The 18,251-nt window shown below is 59.5% G+C and carries 19 protein-coding genes and 1 other RNA gene; 7 read left to right on the forward strand and 13 right to left on the reverse strand.

Features of this window, described 5'->3' with window-relative positions; all coding sequences use genetic code 11:
- Positions 1–16 precede the first annotated feature (16 nt).
- From PHW99_RS06380 to PHW99_RS06390, 3 genes are all read right to left on the reverse strand, one after another.
- Positions 17–1,063: an efflux RND transporter periplasmic adaptor subunit gene (locus PHW99_RS06380; RefSeq protein WP_300174892.1), complete on the reverse strand. Its 1,047-nt coding sequence runs from the start codon at positions 1,061–1,063 to the stop codon at positions 17–19.
- 288 nt (positions 1,064–1,351) lie between these two features.
- Positions 1,352–1,801, reverse strand: coding sequence for a ribonuclease HI (gene rnhA, locus PHW99_RS06385; RefSeq protein ID WP_300174894.1), 450 nt, complete (start codon positions 1,799–1,801; stop codon positions 1,352–1,354).
- 22 nt (positions 1,802–1,823) lie between these two features.
- Entirely contained in the window at positions 1,824–2,612 is a 789-nt protein-coding gene (locus PHW99_RS06390) for a methyltransferase domain-containing protein (RefSeq protein ID WP_300174896.1), read from the reverse strand.
- Between PHW99_RS06390 and gloB the strand changes: the two genes are divergently transcribed.
- Together gloB and PHW99_RS06400 are read left to right on the forward strand one after the other, a co-directional pair.
- Positions 2,611–3,378, forward strand: a complete 768-nt coding sequence (gloB, locus tag PHW99_RS06395) for a hydroxyacylglutathione hydrolase (RefSeq protein WP_300174898.1) — start codon at positions 2,611–2,613, stop codon at positions 3,376–3,378. The two genes, PHW99_RS06390 and gloB, sit on opposite strands and share 2 nt — an antisense overlap.
- On the forward strand, positions 3,375–4,907 hold the full coding sequence (locus PHW99_RS06400) for a transglycosylase SLT domain-containing protein (protein ID WP_300174900.1): 1,533 nt from the start codon (positions 3,375–3,377) through the stop codon (positions 4,905–4,907). The genes gloB and PHW99_RS06400 overlap by 4 nt, the downstream gene beginning before the upstream one ends.
- 8 nt (positions 4,908–4,915) lie before the next feature.
- On the opposite strand, the gene PHW99_RS06405 is transcribed toward PHW99_RS06400, so the two are convergent.
- From PHW99_RS06405 to dnaX, 4 genes are all read right to left on the reverse strand, one after another.
- The gene (locus tag PHW99_RS06405; protein WP_300174902.1) at positions 4,916–5,329 is read right to left on the reverse strand and encodes an MAPEG family protein; all 414 of its coding nucleotides are present in this window, start codon (positions 5,327–5,329) and stop codon (positions 4,916–4,918) included.
- 19 nt (positions 5,330–5,348) lie between these two features.
- On the reverse strand, positions 5,349–5,939 hold the full coding sequence (recR, locus tag PHW99_RS06410) for a recombination mediator RecR (RefSeq protein WP_300174904.1): 591 nt from the start codon (positions 5,937–5,939) through the stop codon (positions 5,349–5,351).
- A 160-nt stretch (positions 5,940–6,099) separates the two neighbouring features.
- A complete protein-coding gene (locus tag PHW99_RS06415) occupies positions 6,100–6,432 on the reverse strand; it encodes a YbaB/EbfC family nucleoid-associated protein (protein ID WP_300174906.1) in 333 nt (110 codons plus the stop codon).
- Positions 6,433–6,497: 65 nt separating this feature from the next.
- The gene (gene dnaX, locus PHW99_RS06420) at positions 6,498–8,381 is read right to left on the reverse strand and encodes a DNA polymerase III subunit gamma/tau (RefSeq protein WP_300174908.1); all 1,884 of its coding nucleotides are present in this window, start codon (positions 8,379–8,381) and stop codon (positions 6,498–6,500) included.
- A gap of 72 nt (positions 8,382–8,453) precedes the next feature.
- Between dnaX and ffs the strand changes: the two genes are divergently transcribed.
- Positions 8,454–8,550, forward strand: an RNA gene (gene ffs, locus PHW99_RS06425) — signal recognition particle sRNA small type.
- 122 nt (positions 8,551–8,672) lie between these two features.
- On the opposite strand, the gene PHW99_RS06430 is transcribed toward ffs, so the two are convergent.
- Positions 8,673–9,926, reverse strand: a complete 1,254-nt coding sequence (locus PHW99_RS06430) for a TIGR03862 family flavoprotein (protein ID WP_300174910.1) — start codon at positions 9,924–9,926, stop codon at positions 8,673–8,675.
- Positions 9,927–10,056: 130 nt separating this feature from the next.
- Between PHW99_RS06430 and trxA the strand changes: the two genes are divergently transcribed.
- From trxA to PHW99_RS06450, 4 genes are all read left to right on the forward strand, one after another.
- Positions 10,057–10,389 (forward strand): thioredoxin TrxA, encoded by a 333-nt coding sequence (gene trxA / locus PHW99_RS06435; protein WP_300174912.1) that lies wholly within the window; start codon positions 10,057–10,059, stop codon positions 10,387–10,389.
- Between the two features lie 201 nt (positions 10,390–10,590).
- The gene (gene rho / locus PHW99_RS06440; protein WP_300174914.1) at positions 10,591–11,856 is read left to right on the forward strand and encodes a transcription termination factor Rho; all 1,266 of its coding nucleotides are present in this window, start codon (positions 10,591–10,593) and stop codon (positions 11,854–11,856) included.
- Between the two features lie 99 nt (positions 11,857–11,955).
- Positions 11,956–12,213: a type B 50S ribosomal protein L31 gene (locus PHW99_RS06445; RefSeq protein WP_300088519.1), complete on the forward strand. Its 258-nt coding sequence runs from the start codon at positions 11,956–11,958 to the stop codon at positions 12,211–12,213.
- Between the two features lie 81 nt (positions 12,214–12,294).
- Complete coding sequence (locus tag PHW99_RS06450; RefSeq protein ID WP_300174916.1) at positions 12,295–14,001, forward strand: hypothetical protein; 1,707 nt, start codon at positions 12,295–12,297, stop codon at positions 13,999–14,001.
- Positions 14,002–14,006: 5 nt separating this feature from the next.
- Here PHW99_RS06450 and phoR read toward each other — a convergent pair whose 3' ends face one another.
- From phoR to pstA, 5 genes are all read right to left on the reverse strand, one after another.
- The gene (gene phoR / locus PHW99_RS06455; protein WP_300174918.1) at positions 14,007–15,332 is read right to left on the reverse strand and encodes a phosphate regulon sensor histidine kinase PhoR; all 1,326 of its coding nucleotides are present in this window, start codon (positions 15,330–15,332) and stop codon (positions 14,007–14,009) included.
- Positions 15,333–15,356: 24 nt separating this feature from the next.
- Positions 15,357–16,073: a phosphate regulon transcriptional regulator PhoB gene (gene phoB / locus PHW99_RS06460; protein WP_300174920.1), complete on the reverse strand. Its 717-nt coding sequence runs from the start codon at positions 16,071–16,073 to the stop codon at positions 15,357–15,359.
- Positions 16,070–16,771, reverse strand: a complete 702-nt coding sequence (phoU, locus tag PHW99_RS06465; RefSeq protein WP_300174922.1) for a phosphate signaling complex protein PhoU — start codon at positions 16,769–16,771, stop codon at positions 16,070–16,072. The genes phoB and phoU overlap by 4 nt, the downstream gene beginning before the upstream one ends.
- 53 nt (positions 16,772–16,824) lie before the next feature.
- Positions 16,825–17,607, reverse strand: coding sequence for a phosphate ABC transporter ATP-binding protein PstB (gene pstB / locus PHW99_RS06470; protein ID WP_300174936.1), 783 nt, complete (start codon positions 17,605–17,607; stop codon positions 16,825–16,827).
- A 35-nt stretch (positions 17,608–17,642) separates the two neighbouring features.
- Positions 17,643–18,251: phosphate ABC transporter permease PstA (gene pstA / locus PHW99_RS06475; protein ID WP_300174924.1), on the reverse strand; the 609-nt coding region annotated here is incomplete at its 5' end.

Consider the following 18,251-nt stretch of genomic DNA (forward strand, 5'->3'; position numbering starts at 1 on the left):
AAACGCTCCCCGCTGATCAGCGACTGGCGGCTGCGGATGCACCCGCAGCCGGCTTGCCAGCGGATTTCCCGGCAGGTTTGTCGAGTTCAACAATACGCAAGGGTGAGCCATCCTTCTGCAGACGCTGCTGGCCAGCAACCACCACGGTGTCACCTGCGGCCACACCTTCGGTGATCTCCACCTTGCCCTGCCGACGCACGCCGAGCTTGACTTCCTGGCGTTGGGACACAAATTGCACATCCGGCGGCAATTTGACATCTGCCTGCGGCTTGACCACCTTGATCACAAACTGGCGCCCGCCCTGCGGCACGATGGCCTCTTCCGGCACGACCAGCGCCGCTTCGTTGACGGAAAACACCACGGTCACCCGGGCAAACATGCCCGAACGTAAAGGGGAGGCTTCACCGGCCTTGCCAGCATTGGGCAGCACAGCCCGTACCCCGATGGAACGGCCATTCACATCCAGCAGGGGGTCCATGGCTTGCACCGTGCCTTTGAAGCGGCGTCCGGGCAAGGCATCCAGGCTGAGATCCACTGATTGCCCGACCTTGAGGCGGTCGGCAAAACGCTCAGCCAGCCGGAAATCCACCAGCATTTCCCGTGTGTCTTCCAGCGCCACCAGATCCGTACCGTCCTTGACGTAGTCACCCACATTCATCAGGCGAATACCGGCCGTGCCGTCAAACGGAGCCCGAATTGCCATGCGTGACAACCGCGCCTGCGACAACGCCAGCTGGGCTTGCGCCACTTGCAGATTGGCGGCACTGGTATCAAGCGTCTGTTGCGCCATGAAGTTGGCCGCCACCAGCTCCTGGGTGCGTTTGTAATTGGCCTGCGCAATGGCCAGCTGGGCCTGCATTTGTTGCACCTCGGCCTGTTGCAGCACATCGTCCAGCTGCACCAGGACCTGGCCCTTGCGCACCGTCTGACCATCCTTGAAACCCAGGGCAGCAATACGCCCCACCAGTTCGGGGCGCAGCATCACACTTTGGCGTGCGCGCAGACTGCCTACCGTCTGGGCATCGTCGCGCAAAGGCTGGACCTGGACCCTGGCCACTTCCACCCCAGCTGCTCTTGGCGCCACAGCCGATGCCCGGCTGGCAGGGGACGCCGCTTTCTGGCCATTCTCCACCATCGTCTCTGGCCCCTGAGGCCTCGACTGGAACCACCACGCTGCGCCAGAAGCCACAGCGATACCAACAACAGCTGTTACAGAATAAAGGAATTTTCTGGCCATGAACAAACTTCCAACGCAATCAATGGTGAGGAGAAACCAGCCGTTAATGTAACGGAGTGCTTCACAAATTGACGCGCTGTCAAGGCGGCTTTACCAGCCGTTCACATTCAGGCGTCAGCGCTGGGCCAGCGCCATCTCGACACCGCGATTGGCCAACTGGTCAGCCTTTTCATTGCCGGGGTCGCCGTTGTGCCCACGCACCCAGCGCCAGTCAATCTGGTGCCCCGCGCCGTTGACCAATGCGTCCAGCCGCTGCCACAGGTCAACATTTTTCACTGGCGCTTTGGTTGCTGTCTTCCAGCCGCGTGCCTTCCAGCCGGGCAGCCACTCGGTCATGCCCTTGAGCACATACTGGCTGTCCACATGCAGAATCACCTTGCACGGGCGTTTGAGGGCCGACAGGGCCTCAATCACCGCCATCATTTCCATGCGGTTGTTGGTGGTGCCCAGCTCGCCGCCGCACAGTTCCTTTTGCGCCTGGGCCGACTTCAGCAATGCGCCCCAACCGCCTGGCCCCGGATTGCCCTTGCAAGCGCCGTCGGTGTAGATTTCTATCGTGTTCAACAAGTCGTTTCCATTCTCTTTATCAACCATGTTTTTGGCTTCCAGCCCGCTTAGAGCCTGCACTATTAGCTACTGAAACAGGAGCACCAGAGAGACGCCTGGCCGGTTTCCAGGCCGGATTGAGCAGGGTCATGCCATGCACCCGCTTGACCGCCACCAGGCAGTAGCTGGCCCCCAGTATCGGCCACCAGCGCGCACCCGCGGCTTCCATCCAGGCAAAACGTTGCAACAGGGCGTGGCTGGAAAAAGCCGGGCAGTAACAACCAAAATGCTCATCTTCAATCGCCAGATTCAGCAAGCTGAGCCAGTCGCGCAATCGCCGATACCCGATCCATTCACCGGCCTGTGGCAAAAACAGGCGTTCCAGCCCCAGGCGCCGATACAGTTGCACCCGGCGTCGGCGCAGTCCCCAAAGACTCAAGGGGTTGAGGCCACAAATCACCACACGCCCCTCGGGGACCAGAACCCGCGCCACTTCACGCAACGTGCCGTGCGGGTCGGCGGTCAGTTCCAGGGCATGGGGCAACACCACCAGATCCAGACTGTTGGCCGGAAACGGCAGGGCCGAAAACTCGGTGACCAGGGTGACGCGCCGCCCCAGATCAAGTTCAGCGGGAGACTGTGTCGCCAGCCAGCGGTGTGGCATGCGGTTGGCCTCCAGCGCGTCCAGCTCTGGCAGGCCCAGCTGCAGGGCATGAAAGCCGAACACGTCCGCCACGGCAGCAGCCATTTGGGCGCGCTCCCACGCCAGCAGGTACTGCCCGATGGGGGTGGCAAGCCACTCATGCATCCCTATAATTTGACCGCTCATGACGCTACTTCCACTACCTGCTTTCAACGACAACTACCTCTGGATGCTGCACGATGGTCAGCGTGCCCTGGTGGTGGACCCGGGCGATGAACGGGTGGTTTTTGAAGCCATCCAACGCTTGGGGGTCAAACTTGATGCGATTCTAGTCACGCACCATCATGCCGATCACACCGGGGGTGTGGCGGCGCTGCGTGACGCCACCGGTGCCCAGGTGTTTGGCCCCAAGCACGAAACCATGCCCGAACCCCTCACCCGGCTGGGTGAGGGTGACGTCATCAGCCCGCTGGGCCTGAGCCTGCAGGTGTTTGAGGTGCCGGGTCACACCGCCGGCCACATTGCGTACTTTGGCCAAACTGACGGGCAGGCCCCGCTGCTTTTTTGTGGTGACACGCTGTTCAGTGCCGGTTGTGGCCGGCTGTTTGAAGGCAGCCCGGCGCAAATGCTGTCATCCTTGAGCCGGCTGGCGGCGCTACCGGATGACACCCGTGTGTGTTGCGCACACGAGTACACTGCCAGCGGCCTGGTGTTTGCCCGCATGCTTGAGCCGGACAATCCGGCGCTGATCAAGCGCCAGGCAGAAGTGGCTGCGCTACGTCGGCAACATCAGCCGAGTTTGCCGTCGACCATCGGGCTGGAAAAAGCCACCAACCCGTTCCTGCGCACCCACTTGCCCGAGATGGTCAGTGTGGTACGCCGTTTTGATCCAGCCGCGCTTGACCCCGTCGGCGTTTTTGCTGCGCTGCGAACATGGAAAAACCAGTTTTGAAACCATTCATCCAACTGCTGTCACTGCTGTCCGCCTTTTGGCTGGCGGGCTGTGCCACGCAAAACACCAGCCCGGTGCCAGCCACTCCCACCGACACCGTGCCGCTGGTCAGCACCGCCGGCACCCCGGCCAAGGCGGCCAACCCGGTCTACCCCAACAGCCAGTTGCAACCGCTGGCCAACGCCCAGATCAGTGCCGCCGGTGTCCACGCCCTTGAACCCCCCGCTGATTTGTGGGAACGTGTGCGCCGCGGCTTTGCCATGCCGGACCTGGACAGCGACCTGGTGCGTGACCGGGAGCAGTGGTATGGCAGCCGGCCAGACTACGTGCAGCGCATGACCAGCCGCGGCAGCAAATACCTTTTTTACATCGTTGAAGAACTGGAACGGCGCAATATGCCGTCGGAACTGGCCCTGTTGCCCTTCATCGAAAGTGCGTTCAACCCGCAAGCCGTGTCCAGCGCCAAGGCCGCCGGCATGTGGCAGTTCATGCCGGCCACCGGCAAGACGTTTGAATTGACACAAAACATGTTTCGTGACGACCGGCGCGACGTGCTGGCCTCGACCCGGGCGGCGCTGGATTACCTGCAGAAGCTCTACGGCATGTTCGACGACTGGCAACTGGCCCTGGCCGCCTACAACTGGGGTGAAGGCCGGGTGGCGCGGGCCGTTGCCAAAAACAGGCAGGCCGGGCTGGGCACCCGTTACGTCGACTTGAAGATGCCGATGGAAACCCAGTTCTACGTGCCCAAGCTGCAGGCCGTCAAAAACATCATTGCCGATCCGGCCAGGTTCAACGCCACCCTGCCCCCGCTTGGCAACCACCCCTATTTCCAGACGGTAGACATCCAGCGCGATATTGATGTGGCATTGGCGGCCAAGCTGGCCGACGTGTCGCTGGATGATTTCCGGGCGCTGAACCCGTCGGCTTCCAAGCCGGTGCTGCTGGCTGCCGGCTCGGCCCAAATCCTGCTGCCCTGGGACAACGCCACGGTGTTCCAGAGTAATCTGGAAGCCTACACCGGTGGCCGGCTGGCCAGCTGGACCGCCTGGATTGCGCCCAGCACCCTCAAGCCGGCGGACGCTGCCAAGCGGGTTGGCATGACAGAGAGTGAATTGCGGGCCGTGAACCAGATTCCTCCGCGGGTCCTGATCAAGGCTGGCTCAACACTGGTGGTGCGGCGCAACGGAGGCCTCGACACCGATGTCAGCAGCCAAATAGCCGACAAAGGCTGGCTGTCCCTGGCGCCCGAAGTGGTGCTGCGCAAAACCGTGGTGAAGGCCGGCAAGAAGGACACCGTCGCCACCGTGGCCCAGCGTTACCGGATCAGCCCGGCCCAAGTGGCCGAATGGAACAAGGTCAGTCCCACGGCAGCGTTCAAACCCAGCCAGCCAGTGGTGTTGTACCTGCCAGGGAAATCCGCACCTGCGGCGACAGCCAAGGCCTCATCCCGCAGCGCCACAGTCGCCAAAGCCCCCAGAAAAGCACCTGTCACGGCCAAAAAAGCCACCCGGGTGGCGCGCAATTAAGCAGCGTTTCAGCGATACCCGGCAAACAGGATGGCGACGTTGATCAGCAGCGCCAGCGTCCACACCAGGCTGCGCAAATTGGCCAGGTTAGCCAGATAAAGCATGATGTACACCATGCGCAGCACGACAAAAACAAACGCCAGCATGTCCAGCCGGGTCTGGTAAGCGCCCATCTGGTGCGCAATCACCACCGCGCCGATGAAAAACGGCATGGCCTCAAAACTGTTGGCCTGGGCCGCATTGGCGCGGGCGCGCCAGTCGGACTGTCTGGCCAGCCAGGCACGCGGGTTTTCATTGTCAAAGCCACCGTCACGCCGGGGCTTGCCAAGTGCGCCCCATTTGGCAATGACCGCACAACTCAGCGGCAGCAAGGCTGCCACCAGAACACACCAATAGGCCACCGTAAAGTGCGTCACCACCATCACAAATCCTTCCGTGTTGTTAACGCCGGTCCACCAGCGCGTGGGCAATGGTACCCAGGTCGACATATTCCAGTTCACTACCCACCGGCACACCGCGCGCCAGCCGCGTGAGTTGCAGCCCACGGCCCTTGAGCCCCTCGCTGATGACATGGGCCGTGGCCTCGCCCTCGGCGGTGAAGTTGGTGGCCAGAATCACTTCACGCACGCTGCCATCCAACGCCCGGTCAAACAGCTTTTTCAAGCCGATGTCCTTGGGCCCAATGCCATCGAGCGGACTCAGGCGGCCCATCAGCACAAAATACAGACCCTTGAAAGCGCCAGTGCGCTCCACCGCCGATTGGTCGGCAGGCGTTTCCACCACACACAGCTTGCTGGCGTCACGACGTTCATCCAGGCAGGTGGCGCACACCTGGGACTCGGTGAAGGTATGGCAGCGCTCACAATGTTGCACCGCTTGCACTGCATGCGACAACGCCATCGACAGGGTTTGCGCCCCCGGACGGTCATGCTGTAACAGATGAAACGCCATGCGCTGCGCCGACTTCACCCCCACGCCCGGCAAGCGCCGCAGTGCCTGGATCAGGACTTCAAGCGCGTTGGCATCAGACATCTGCGAGCCCAGTATTGAATTCAGAAACCAAAATGGTGTCGGGCGTAGCGAGCGAGCGTCAGCCTAGGCGCGGGTGGATGGAAACCGGAACGTACTTCCTGTACGTGAGGATTTCCAGACAGGCCCCGCAACGACGGATCACGCTCGCTCGGTAGCCATCCTAGAAAGGGAATTTCATGCCGCCGGGGAGGCCGGGCATCCCTGCGGTGATCTTGCCCATTTTCTCGGTCGAGGTTTCCTCGGCCTTGCGCAGCGCTGCGTTAAAAGCCGCAGCCACCAGGTCTTCCAGCATATCCTTGTCGTCGGCCAGCAGACTGGGGTCGATGGTGACACGGCGCACTTCGTGTTTGCAGGTCATGGTGACCTTGACCAGACCGGCGCCTGATTCACCGCTGACCTCGATATTGCCCAGCTCGTCCTGGGCTTTTTTCATGTTTTCCTGCATGGCCTGGGCCTGCTTCATCAGGCCGGCGAGTTGTCCTTTGTTGAACATGGAATTCCTTGGTTGGTGTCATTAAAAAAGATGGATAGCCGCCAACCCGCGTTTTGGTGCGGGAGTCACAGGGGCTTGATGCTGCCGGGCACGATTTTCGCCCCAAATTCACGCATCATCGACTGCACCAGCGGGTCATCAAAAACGATTTTCTCGGCAGCCAGCTGTCGCTCGGCAGCGGCAGCGGCATTACGTCTGGCCGGACTGTCGGTCACGCGCCCGACCTCCACCATCAGCCGCACCGGATACCCCGCCGCCGCCAGCGCCGCCGTCAGGCGGTCGCGGCTGCCACCCTGATTGAGCGACTCGCGCTCGACCCGCAACAGCCATTGATCGGTGTCACGCGCCACCAGTTGTGACTGCAGCGCCAGTTCACGCACCAGGGCGCTGATGGCATCGCTGGCTATCAGCGCCTGGACCGTGGCGTGCCAGAAATCACCTTCGGCACTGGCTCCCAGAACCTGAGGCGCACCAGCCACCACGGCATCCCGTGCCGAATCGGCTTGCACACGCACCTGAATTGCTTCAATTTTTGAAGCATCCGAGGCATATTCCACCCGGGCTGGAGGCCTATTTTGTTCAAAATTTTCGGCCACCGGCAGTGGCCCATGCATCGTCATCACAGGCAAATGCTGCCCCGCCGGCAACGCCGCATCAGCACCATGTTCAGCCGCGATCCGAGCATGATCGACCTGGGGTGGAGCCACTTTTTCTGCTGAAACAAGCGCCGCCCCCCCGACCGCTGCAACGCCTGGTGCAGACGCCGCCAGCGCCCGTGGTGGCACCGGAATTTCAGGCCGGGCTGTTTTCAGGGTTTTTTTTTCAGCCGCGCCGTTGCTGGATCGCGCAGGCTTGAACGCCAGCAGACGCAGCAGCACCATGGTCAGTGCCGCGTATTCGTCGGGTGCCAGACCCAATTCAGAACGGCCATGCAGGCAGATGCTGTAGAGCAACTGGGTTTCGTCGGCGGGCATCAGTTTGGCCAGACGGGCCAGCTCGGCCAGTTCCGGGTCCGGATCATCGGCCTGCGCCGCCTCAGGCACCGCCTGCAACACAGCCATGCGTTGCAGCACGGCACTCATTTCCTCAAGGGTGGAGGCGGCACTGAGCCCGTTGAGGCGCAGGGTCTCGGAGGTCTCGACCACCACTTGGCCATCCCCCATGGCCAGTGCGTCCAGCAGACGAAACACATGCGAACGGTCAACACTGCCGAGCATCTGGCGCACCGTGGTTTCTTCAAGAGCGCCAGAACCAAAAGCAATCGCCTGGTCGGTCAGGCTCAGGGCATCCCGCATGGAGCCCCGCGCGGCGCGGGCCAGCAGCTTGAGCGACTGCAGGTCAGCCGGGACCTGCTCGGTCTGCAACACACCTTGCAAGTGTTCACGAATGGTCTCGGGCGCCATGGGGCGCAGGTTGAACTGCAGACACCGCGACAACACCGTGACCGGCACTTTTTGCGGGTCGGTCGTGGCCAGCACAAATTTCAGGTATTCAGGTGGCTCTTCCAGCGTTTTCAACATGGCGTTGAACGCTGTGTTGGTGAGCATGTGCACCTCGTCGATCATGAAGACCTTGAAGCGCCCCTGCACCGGCTTGTAGACCGCCTGCTCCAGCAGAGCCTGCACCTCATCCACCCCCCGGTTGGAGGCGGCATCCAGCTCGGTGTAGTCCACAAAACGACCACTGTCAATGTCGGTGCAGGCCTGACAGACGCCACACGGCGTGGCGGTGATGCCGCCCTGGCCGTCGGGCCCCTGGCAGTTGAGCGATTTGGCCAGGATGCGCGACACCGTGGTTTTGCCAACGCCCCGGGTGCCGGTAAACATGTAGGCATGGTGCAAGCGGCCGGTAGACAACGCATTCGAGAGCGCCTGCACCACGTGATCCTGCCCCACCATCTCGGTGAAGTTGCGGGGGCGATACTTGCGGGCGAGCACGAGATAGGACATAGCCGCAGATTCTATAGGGCGACGTTGCACCTGCTGCGTCAGGGCATCCCGGCATTGGCTACAATTCACGCCGACGGGCCTTCCCGCATGGTGAAGCGGCCAACCGGGTCAGGTGGGGAACCAAGCAGCCCTAACTGTGGAGCCAGTGCCGGGGTCAAGGCTCGTCAACCCCCCAATTTTTTCAAATGCCCAAGCAGGCGGTGGCTTGCGCCGGCCAGCTGGACTTGCGGACAAGTTGTTGATTGCTTCAAATTTCATAGCTATCAAAGCAATCAACACGCGGGCTAGCCCCTATTTTTCTTGTAAAAACTGCAAAACACCCTGCCCGGCCCGCACACCGCTGGCCAGGCAAGCAGTCAGCAGGTAGCCGCCGGTTGGTGCCTCCCAGTCGAGCATTTCACCGGCGCAAAACACGCCGGGCAAGGCCTCCAGCATCAGATGGTCATCAGCCGCCTCGAACAACACGCCACCGGCGCTGCTGATGGCCTCATCCAGCGGCCGTGCTGCCTGCAGGGTGATCGGTAGCGCCTTGAGGGCCCGAGCCAGGACTTCGGGTTGGTGCAGTTGCTCCTTGGTCAAGACTTCATGCAGGATGGCGGTCTTGATGCCATCCAGATGCAGCCGGCTCTTGAGGTGACTCGACAAGGAACGGCTGCCACGGGGATGGGAGACCTCGGCCAGTACCCAGGACAGGGGCCGATCCGGCAGCAGGTCCAGTTCAAACGTGGCCTGCCCGCTGGCCGTGATGTCGTCGCGCAGCAGATGGGACGCGGCATAGATCAGACTGCCCTCGACGCCAGTGGCAGTCGCCACAAACTCGCCCCGGCGCTCAAATCGGACACCGTGGCTGGTGTTCAGCGAGATCGAGACTGATTTGAACGGCTGGCCGGCAAACTGGCTGGCAAAGTAGGCACTCCAGCCCATCTTCACGTCAAAACCGCAGTTGGCCGGCAGCAGCGGCGCCACCGCCACACCACGGGTGCGCAACCACGGCACCCAGGCGCCGTTGGAGCCCAGCCGGGCCCAACTGCCGCCGCCCAGCGCCAGAACCACGGCATCGGCCTGCACCCGAACGGTCCCGTGAGGGGTGTCAAAGTCCAGGCAGGTCGGTGCCCCCTCACCCGGGCCCCAGCCAATCCAGCGGTGACGCATGAAAAACTGCACCGACGGGCCGGTCTCGGGATGACGCAGCCGGTGCAGCCAGGCACGCAGCAAAGGGGCAGCTTTCATGTCCACCGGAAACACCCGGCCCGAACTGCCGACAAAGGTTTCCACCCCCAGCGAGCCCGCCCAGGCGCGTACATCCGCCGCGTTGAAACCCTGCAAAATGGACTCGATCTGCTGGCGCCGCTGGCCATAACGCGAGGCGAACCGGTCCGCCGGCTCGGAATGTGTCAGATTCAGGCCACCTTTGCCGGCCAGCAGAAATTTGCGCCCGACACTGGGCATGGCGTCATAAACCGCCACCGCCAAACCAGCACGTGACAACACTTCAGCCGCCATCAGACCAGCCGGTCCGGCGCCGACCACCAATATTTTTTTCATCTCTTTACAACGCTTTCATGGGTTTGCACAAATGCCGTGAGGTCAGGCATCGATGGATAGTGGACAATGCCGCTTTCTGTCACAATTTCGCAGTTACTTTTTTCGTCACATACATCCAACAGGAAAATTCATGGCCAGCGAACTGATCAAACATGTGTCCGATGCGTCTTTTGAGGGCGATGTCCTCCAATCCGGTGTTCCCGTTCTGGTGGATTACTGGGCTGAGTGGTGTGGCCCCTGCAAGATGATCGCCCCCATTCTGGATGAAGTATCCACTGCTTACGAGGGAAAACTCCAGATTGCCAAAATGAATGTCGACGAAAACCGCGACATTCCCGCCAAGTTCGGCATCCGCGGCATCCCCACCCTCATGCTGTTCAAAAACGGCCAACTGGCTGCCACCAAAGTTGGTGCCATGAGCAAGGCGCAACTGACTGCTTTCATCGACCAGCAACTGGCCTGATCCGTGTCCCCGGGCGGGTTGTCGCACCCGCCCTCACCTGCCACTCTCAACCCGGCGTTTTTCCTGTCATAATCCGAGCACTCACCGACTCTCACCAAGGGTCGGCCAGAGTCTCCGGCAGAGGCTCATGCGACTTAGCACAACAAGTCCGGCCGCCACACCTCCCCCGTTTTTGCTCTCCCACATCGAACGCGTAAATCCATGCATTTAAACGAACTCAAGGCACTGCACGTGTCAGAAGTCCTCAAGCAAGCTGAAGATCTTGAGATTGAAAACACCGGGCGCATGCGCAAACAGGAGCTGATGTTTGCCATCATCAAAAAACGTGCGCGCGCCGGCGAACAGATTTTTGCGGACGGCGTGCTGGAGATCCTGCCCGACGGTTTTGGCTTCCTGCGCAGCCCCGATACCAGCTATACCGCCAGCACCGATGACATCTACATCAGCCCGAGCCAGGTGCGTCGCTTTAACCTGCACACCGGTGACATGATCGAGGGTGAAGTCCGCACGCCCAAGGACGGTGAACGTTACTTTGCGCTGAACAAGCTGGAAAAGGTCAACGGCGGCGGCCCCGAGGAAAACAAACACAAGGTCATGTTTGAAAACCTGACGCCATTGTTCCCCAAGGAGCAAATGCGCCTGGAACGTGACGGATTGAAGAGTGACGAGAACATCACCGGCCGCATCATCGACATCATCGCCCCCATCGGCAAGGGCCAACGCGCCCTGCTGGTGGCCCCACCCAAGAGCGGCAAGACGGTGATGATGCAGCATATCGCCCACGCCATCTCCGCCAATTACCCCAACAGCCACATGATGGTGTTGCTAGTCGATGAGCGTCCTGAAGAAGTGACTGAAATGCAGCGCACCGTCAAGGGCGAGGTGATTGCCTCAACCTTCGACGAGCCCGCCGCCCGCCACGTGCACGTGGCCGAAATGGTGATCGAGCGTGCCAAACGCCTGGTAGAGCTGAAAAAAGACGTGGTGATCCTGCTGGACTCCATCACCCGCCTGGCCCGCGCCTACAACAACGTGGTGCCCTCCTCCGGCAAGGTGCTGACCGGTGGTGTCGACGCCAATGCGCTGCAACGCCCCAAACGCTTCCTTGGTGCGGCGCGCAATGTGGAAGAAGGCGGCTCGCTGACCATCATCGCCACGGCGCTGGTCGATACCGGCAGCCGCATGGATGAGGTGATTTTTGAGGAATTCAAGGGCACCGGCAACTCTGAAATCCACCTGGATCGCCGCCTGTACGAAAAGCGCGTGTTTCCGTCGATCCAGCTCAACCGCAGTGGTACGCGTCGTGAAGAGCTGCTGCTGGCCCCGGACATCCTGCAAAAGACCCGCATCCTGCGCCAATTCCTCTACAACATGGACGAAATCGAGTCCATGGAAATGGTGCTCAAGCAAATGAAGGCCACCAAGAACAACAGCGAATTCTTCGATATGATGCGTCGTGGTGGTTGAACTATAATCTAAAGCTTTTCGCGAAAAGTACGAGCAGCTTTGAATTGCGCAGTGGGTTGTGCAAGGGCTGGCGCGGCTAACGCAACTGATGGAGAAAATATGAAAGAAGGCATTCACCCCAATTACCGCGAAGTCTGTTTCCTGGACTCGTCCAATGGTTTCAAATTCGTGACACGTTCCTGCGCCAATGCCAAGGAAATGATCAAAATGGAAGATGGTCGCGAACTGCCGCTCTTCAAGCTTGACACTTCCAGCGAATCGCACCCGTTCTACACCGGTACACAAAAATCCGTGGATAACATGGGCGGCCGCGTGGAACGCTTCCGCAACCGTTTCGGCAAAACAGCTGCCAAGTAAACCATTTTTGCGTTCTGCCAAAGGCAGCCGGGTGATTCCGAGCTGCCTTTTTCTTTGCGCTCAGCATCCAGCACATCTACCGTGAACCAGCCCACGCCAGCCATCGTTGCCCAGGATGCGGTCCAACGTCTGCCACGACTGGTGCTTTGGCTGTTTTGCTTGGCCTATGTTTTGCCGGGTTTTCTGGGACGTGGCCCCTGGAAGCGGGCGGACATCACGGCTTTTGGCTACATGGCCGAATTGGCCAGAGGCGTGGCGGATTGGTGGAATCCCACGCTCGGTGGGGTAAGCCCCGAAGTGGATGCGCTGCTGCCATACTGGCTAGGCGCCTGGGCGATCGAACTGGCTCCGGCCTGGTTGCCCATTGACCTGGCAGCACGCCTACCCTTCATGTTACTGCTGTTGCTGGCACTTTGGGCAACCTGGTATGGCACGTATTACCTGGCGCGCAGCCCGCTGGCCCAGCCGGTCGCCTTCGCGTTTGGTGGCGAAGCGCGCCCCAGTGACTACGCCCGCGCGATTGCTGATGGAGGCGTTTTGGCATTCATGGCCTGCCTAGGCCTGGCACAACTGGCCCACGAAAGCACACCCGCCCTGGCACAACTCTGTTTTACTGCGCTGCTGTTTTACGCCACAGCCGCTCTGCCTGGCCGCCCGATCACGCCGGGCATCAGTGCCGTGGCCGGTTTGACCGGGCTAACACTGTCGGGTGCCCCTAGCATGGCTGTGCTGCTGGGGCTGGGTTGCGCAGCCATTTATCTGCTGGAATCCAGACAGCGGCAGGAAGAATCCAGACAGCAGAAACACCGTGCCGCCGTCCTGCTGATGATGACGTTGGCTTGCGCCGTGTTATCGACGCAACTTGATTTGTGGCGCTGGCGCATGACCGTTCCATCTGCCAATTGGGCCGAATGGCAGAGTTTGGGACGCCTTTTTTTATGGTTTACCTGGCCCGCCTGGCCTTTGGCAGTATGGACATTGTGGCGCTGGCGGCATCAACTGTTAGGAGCCCGTTTCGCCAGCCGGCACCTGTGGTTGCCGCTATGGTTTGTGGCTGTAGCCAGCATGGCTACCCTCACCACCAACTCGGCTGACCGATCCTTGTTGCTGGCACTGCCGGCCTTGGCCGCTTTGGCGGCATTTGCACTGCCAACCCTGAAACGCAGTGTGGGGGCTCTGATCGACTGGTTCACCCTGATATTTTTCAGCGGCTGTGCCGTGATCATCTGGGTCGTCTGGATTTCCATGGAAACAGGTATCCCGGCCCAGCCGGCACTGAACGTCGCGCGACTGGCGCCGGGGTTTCAGCACAGTTTTTCATTAACCACATTTTTGATAGCGGTCAGTGCAAGCATTACCTGGGCTTGGCTGGTAACGTGGCGTGCAGGGCGCCACCGGTCTGCACTCTGGAAAAGTGTCATTCTGCCTGCCGGCGGCGCCGCCTTGTGCTGGCTTTTGCTGATGACACTGTGGTTGCCACTGCTGGACTTTGCCCGCAGTTACGCGCCACTGGTGCAACAGGCTACAGCCATGATGCCTGACAAACCAACCTGTGTGTCCACCCTCGGCTTGAGCCGCAGCCAGACTGCGGCTTTCCAGTTCCACGGTCACCTGAATCTCAAACCTGTGGAAACCGGAGCCAACTGTCCCTGGCTGATTGCTGATGGTGAAACCCCACATGCAACCGCTGGTTTTATCCCCGGCAAACCATGGCAACTCAAGGGGGCCGTCAATCACCCGGCGGACATCAATGAAAAGCTGTATTTGTACGAACGCCAGGTCAACTAGGCATTTCAGCGCACACGCGTTGCCGGGAAAGTAATTCCAAACCGCGCTCCCTGGCCCAGGACACTATGGATCGCCAGCGTCGCCCCATGGCGCTGAGCCACATGCTTGACAATCGCCAACCCCAGCCCGGTACCACCGGTTTCACGCGACCGGCTGCGATCAATCCGGTAAAACCGCTCGGTCAATCGAGGCAAGTGTTCTGGTGCAATACCGGGGCCACTGTCGACAACTTCAAAAATGACTTGTCCATCAGCCAACGGACGAATGCTGACTTCGACACGGCCACCTGGCGGCGTATACCGAATGGCATTGCTGACCAGATTGCCCATGGCACTGAGCAATTCATTGGCCATACCAGCAATTTCCCCCTCCCACAGGATGTCAAAAGACACTTCGTGTTGAGGCTGGCCTGTGCCATTGAGGACTTGCGTCAAGGCATGTGCGTCTTGCGCCAATTGCCGCATCAGCGTCGTAGCCGAGCACCAGGTGTCCAGGCCTGGTGCAGGACTCCCCTCCAGTTTGGAAAGCGTCAGCAAATCATTGACCAGACTCTGCATGCGCCCGGATTGCCGGGCCATCAGGCCCAGATAGTTTTCGCGCTCCTCAGGACTGAGCTCAAGTGTCTGCAAAGTTTCCACAAACCCGGCCAACACGGTCAGGGGAGTACGGATTTCATGCGACACATTGGCCACAAAGTCGCGCCGCATGGCTTCGGCCTGCTCCACAGCCGTAACGTCACGCGACAACAACAGTAACCGTCCTCCTCCATAGGGGTAAAGCTGCACCGACAAGTTGACAGGCCGGCTGGGGGAATGGTCGCGCCCCGGCATGCGCAGCTCATGATCGAAACTGCGGCTGGCAAGATAGGCCGCGAAGCCAGGGTCGCGCACCAGATTCCCAATGGTCTGTTGCAAATCACGCGAGGAATCCAAACCAAAATGCGTGGCCGCCGTCTGGTTGCACCACTCAATCCGGCCCTGCCCATCCAACAACACCACGCCATTGGGCGATGCCTGCAGCGCAGATAAAAAATCCTGAAGACGATGGTCACTGTCAGCAATGACGCGATCTCTGGCCCGCAGCAGCCGTTGGGTTCGTTCCAGCAGTTCACCCCACATGCCGCTTTTTGGAGGGAGTGTCTTCAGTTCATCCGCACGCAACCATCGCAAAGCCTGTGCAGCGCGCAGGGCATCGAACAAAAACCAGAGTGATGCCCCCAGCAACCCGCCCGACAACGCAGTAACAGGTCGCTCATCGCCCGAGCCCAGAACCCAGCCCAAACCAATTCCCACGATCTGGCCCCCCAGGAAAGCGACGATGCGTCCAAACATGAGAAAACCGTCAGAAAGGCTGGATCAAGCGGCGACAGGACCAGAACATTGGCCCTGGACGGTGAGCCTGTAACCAGCTCCGCGAACCGTTTCGATCATGGCAGCAGCCTGAACACCCATGGCCTCACGCAATCGCTTGACATGCACGTCCACCGTGCGCTCTTCAATAAACACGTGATCACCCCAAACCTGATCCAGCAGTTGTGATCGGCTATGCACCCTTTCAGCATGGGTCATCAGATAATGCAACAACTTGAATTCGGTTGGCCCCAATTTCACCGGTAGGCCGGCAAACGTGACCCGGTAGGTTGCAGCATCCAGACTCAATTGACCCAAGGTCACAACGGCGACATCCTGCTCCGGAGCGCGACGGCGCAACACAGCTCGAATGCGAGCCAGTAATTCCTTGGTGGAAAAAGGCTTGGCAATGTAATCATCGGCTCCCGCGTCCAAACCCGCCACGCGGTCCAGTTCGTCCGCGCGAGCTGTCAACATGATGATAGGAATCACCTTGGTACGCGAGTGGGAACGCCAGCGTTTGGCCAATGTCAGCCCGGACTCGCCGGGCAACATCCAGTCAAGCAAAATGACATCCGGCAATACCGCGTCCAATTCCGCCTGGGCAGTGGCGCTGTCCATGGCCCAGATCGGCCGAAAACCACTGTGGCGCAAATTCACCGAAATCAATTCGGCAATGGCCGGTTCATCCTCAACGATCAATACACTGGGCAAACGCCTCATTTCACCACCGACTCAATTTGCGCCATGGAGGCGTGTCGCACATCGGCCCCTTTGACAATGTAGATGATCAGCTCGGCGATGTTCTTGGCATGGTCACCAATGCGCTCTATCGCCTTGGCCAGAAACAGCAGATCAAGGCTGGGAGAAATGGTGCGCGGGTCCTCCATCATGTAAGTGATGAGTTTGCGCACAAAACCATCAAACTCCTTGTCAATCAAATCATCGTCCTTGAGGATGGTCAGAGCTGTGACCGTGTCCAGCCGCGCAAACGCATCCAATGCTTTTCTGAGCAAACCAGAAGCCATGTCGGAAGCCACCCGCAATTCCAGCGATGGCAATGACCGGGGAGCACCACTGCGAATGATGGAACGCACCATGCGCGCAATTTTCTCGGCTTCATCACCCACTCGTTCCAGATTGGCAGTGGCTTTGGAAATGGCCATCAGCAAACGCAGGTCACGTGCCGTTGGCTGGCGTCTGGCAATGATGCTGGAAAGCTCACGGTCAATCTCCACTTCCATGGCATTGACCTTGGCTTCGGTCGCCGTCACCTGGTCCGCGACTTCGATGCTGAATTGGGACAGGGCATAGATGGCCTGTTGAATCTGCGATTCCACCAAGCCTCCCAGCTCCATCAACCGGGTGGAAACGGCACTCAGTTCACTGTCAAATTGCGTGGATAAATGTTTTTCGGGCATGGTCTTGCGCTTTCAATAAACCGATCAAGAAAAAGATCACCGGTTTCAAAAAATCAGCCAAATCGGCCAGTAATGTAATCTTCCGTCTCCTGCCGGTTAGGTTTGAAGAAGATTTGCTCGGTCGGACCAAATTCCACCAGATCACCCAGATACATATAGGCGGTGTTGTCACTGCAACGTGCCGCCTGCTGCATGTTGTGGGTCACGATCACCACCGTGTAGTCCTGCTTGAGCTCAATGATGAGTTCTTCGATTTTGGCGGTCGAGATCGGGTCCAGGGCAGAACAGGGTTCATCCAGCAGCAACACCTCCGGCTTGATCGCGACACCACGGGCAATGCACAGGCGCTGCTGCTGCCCACCTGACAGGCTCGAACCACTCTGCTTGAGCTTGTCCTTGACTTCCGGCCACAATGCCGCCTTGCGCAGTGCCCACTCAACACGTTCTTCCATGTCCGTCGCACTCAGGGACTCGAACAACTTCACGCCAAATGCGATATTGTCAAAAATGGACATCGGGAAAGGTGTCGGCTTTTGAAATACCATGCCTACCTTGGCGCGTAACAAGGCCACATCCTGCTTGCTGGTCAGCAGGTTCTCACCATCCAGAATGACCTCTCCCTGTGCGCGCTGTTCTGGATACAACTCAAACATGCGGTTGAACACCCGCAGCAGTGTGGACTTGCCACACCCTGATGGACCGATGAAGGCGGTCACCTTCTTTTCAGGGATCTCCAGATTGATCCCTTTGAGAGCATGAAACTTTCCGTAATAGAAGTCCAGATTTCTGACGGAAATCTTGGGACTCTCGCGTTTTGTGGTCACATTCATTGTCATCATCAACAACCTTTATACGTAGCGGGCACAGAGGGTCAATTTTTTTGCCGCGTCAAAACCCGAGCCAGAATATTCAGCCCCAGCACAGCGAGGGTGATCAGGAAAACACCTGCCCAAGCCAACTTCTGCCAGTTTTCGTAAGGACTCATGGCAAATTTAAATATGGTGACGGGCAAGCTGGCCATGGGCTCACTCAAATTGGATGTCCAGAACTGGTTGCTCAGAGCCGTAAACAACAACGGGGCAGTTTCACCGGCTATCCGTGCCACCGCCAACAACACACCTGTGACAACACCTGCACGTGCCGAGCGCATGGTGATGCTCAAAATGACCTTCCATTTGGGTGCACCCAAGGCATAAGCGGCCTCGCGCAAACCGGCAGGGACCAACTGCAACATGTTTTCAGTGGTACGAATGACCACCGGAATCACAATCAAGGCCAATGCCGCAATACCAGCATAAGCAGAAAATGACTTGAATCGCGTGACCACCACGGCATACACAAACAGGCCAATCACAATGGATGGTGCCGACAGCAGGATGTCGTTGACGAACCGTGTGACCGAAGCCAGCCAGCCCTTGGTATCGAATTCGGCCAGATAAATCCCAGCCATGACGCCTATCGGTGTCCCCACCAATGTAGC

Source organism: Rhodoferax sp., assembly GCF_028689305.1.
Lineage (GTDB): Bacteria > Pseudomonadota > Gammaproteobacteria > Burkholderiales > Burkholderiaceae_C > Rhodoferax.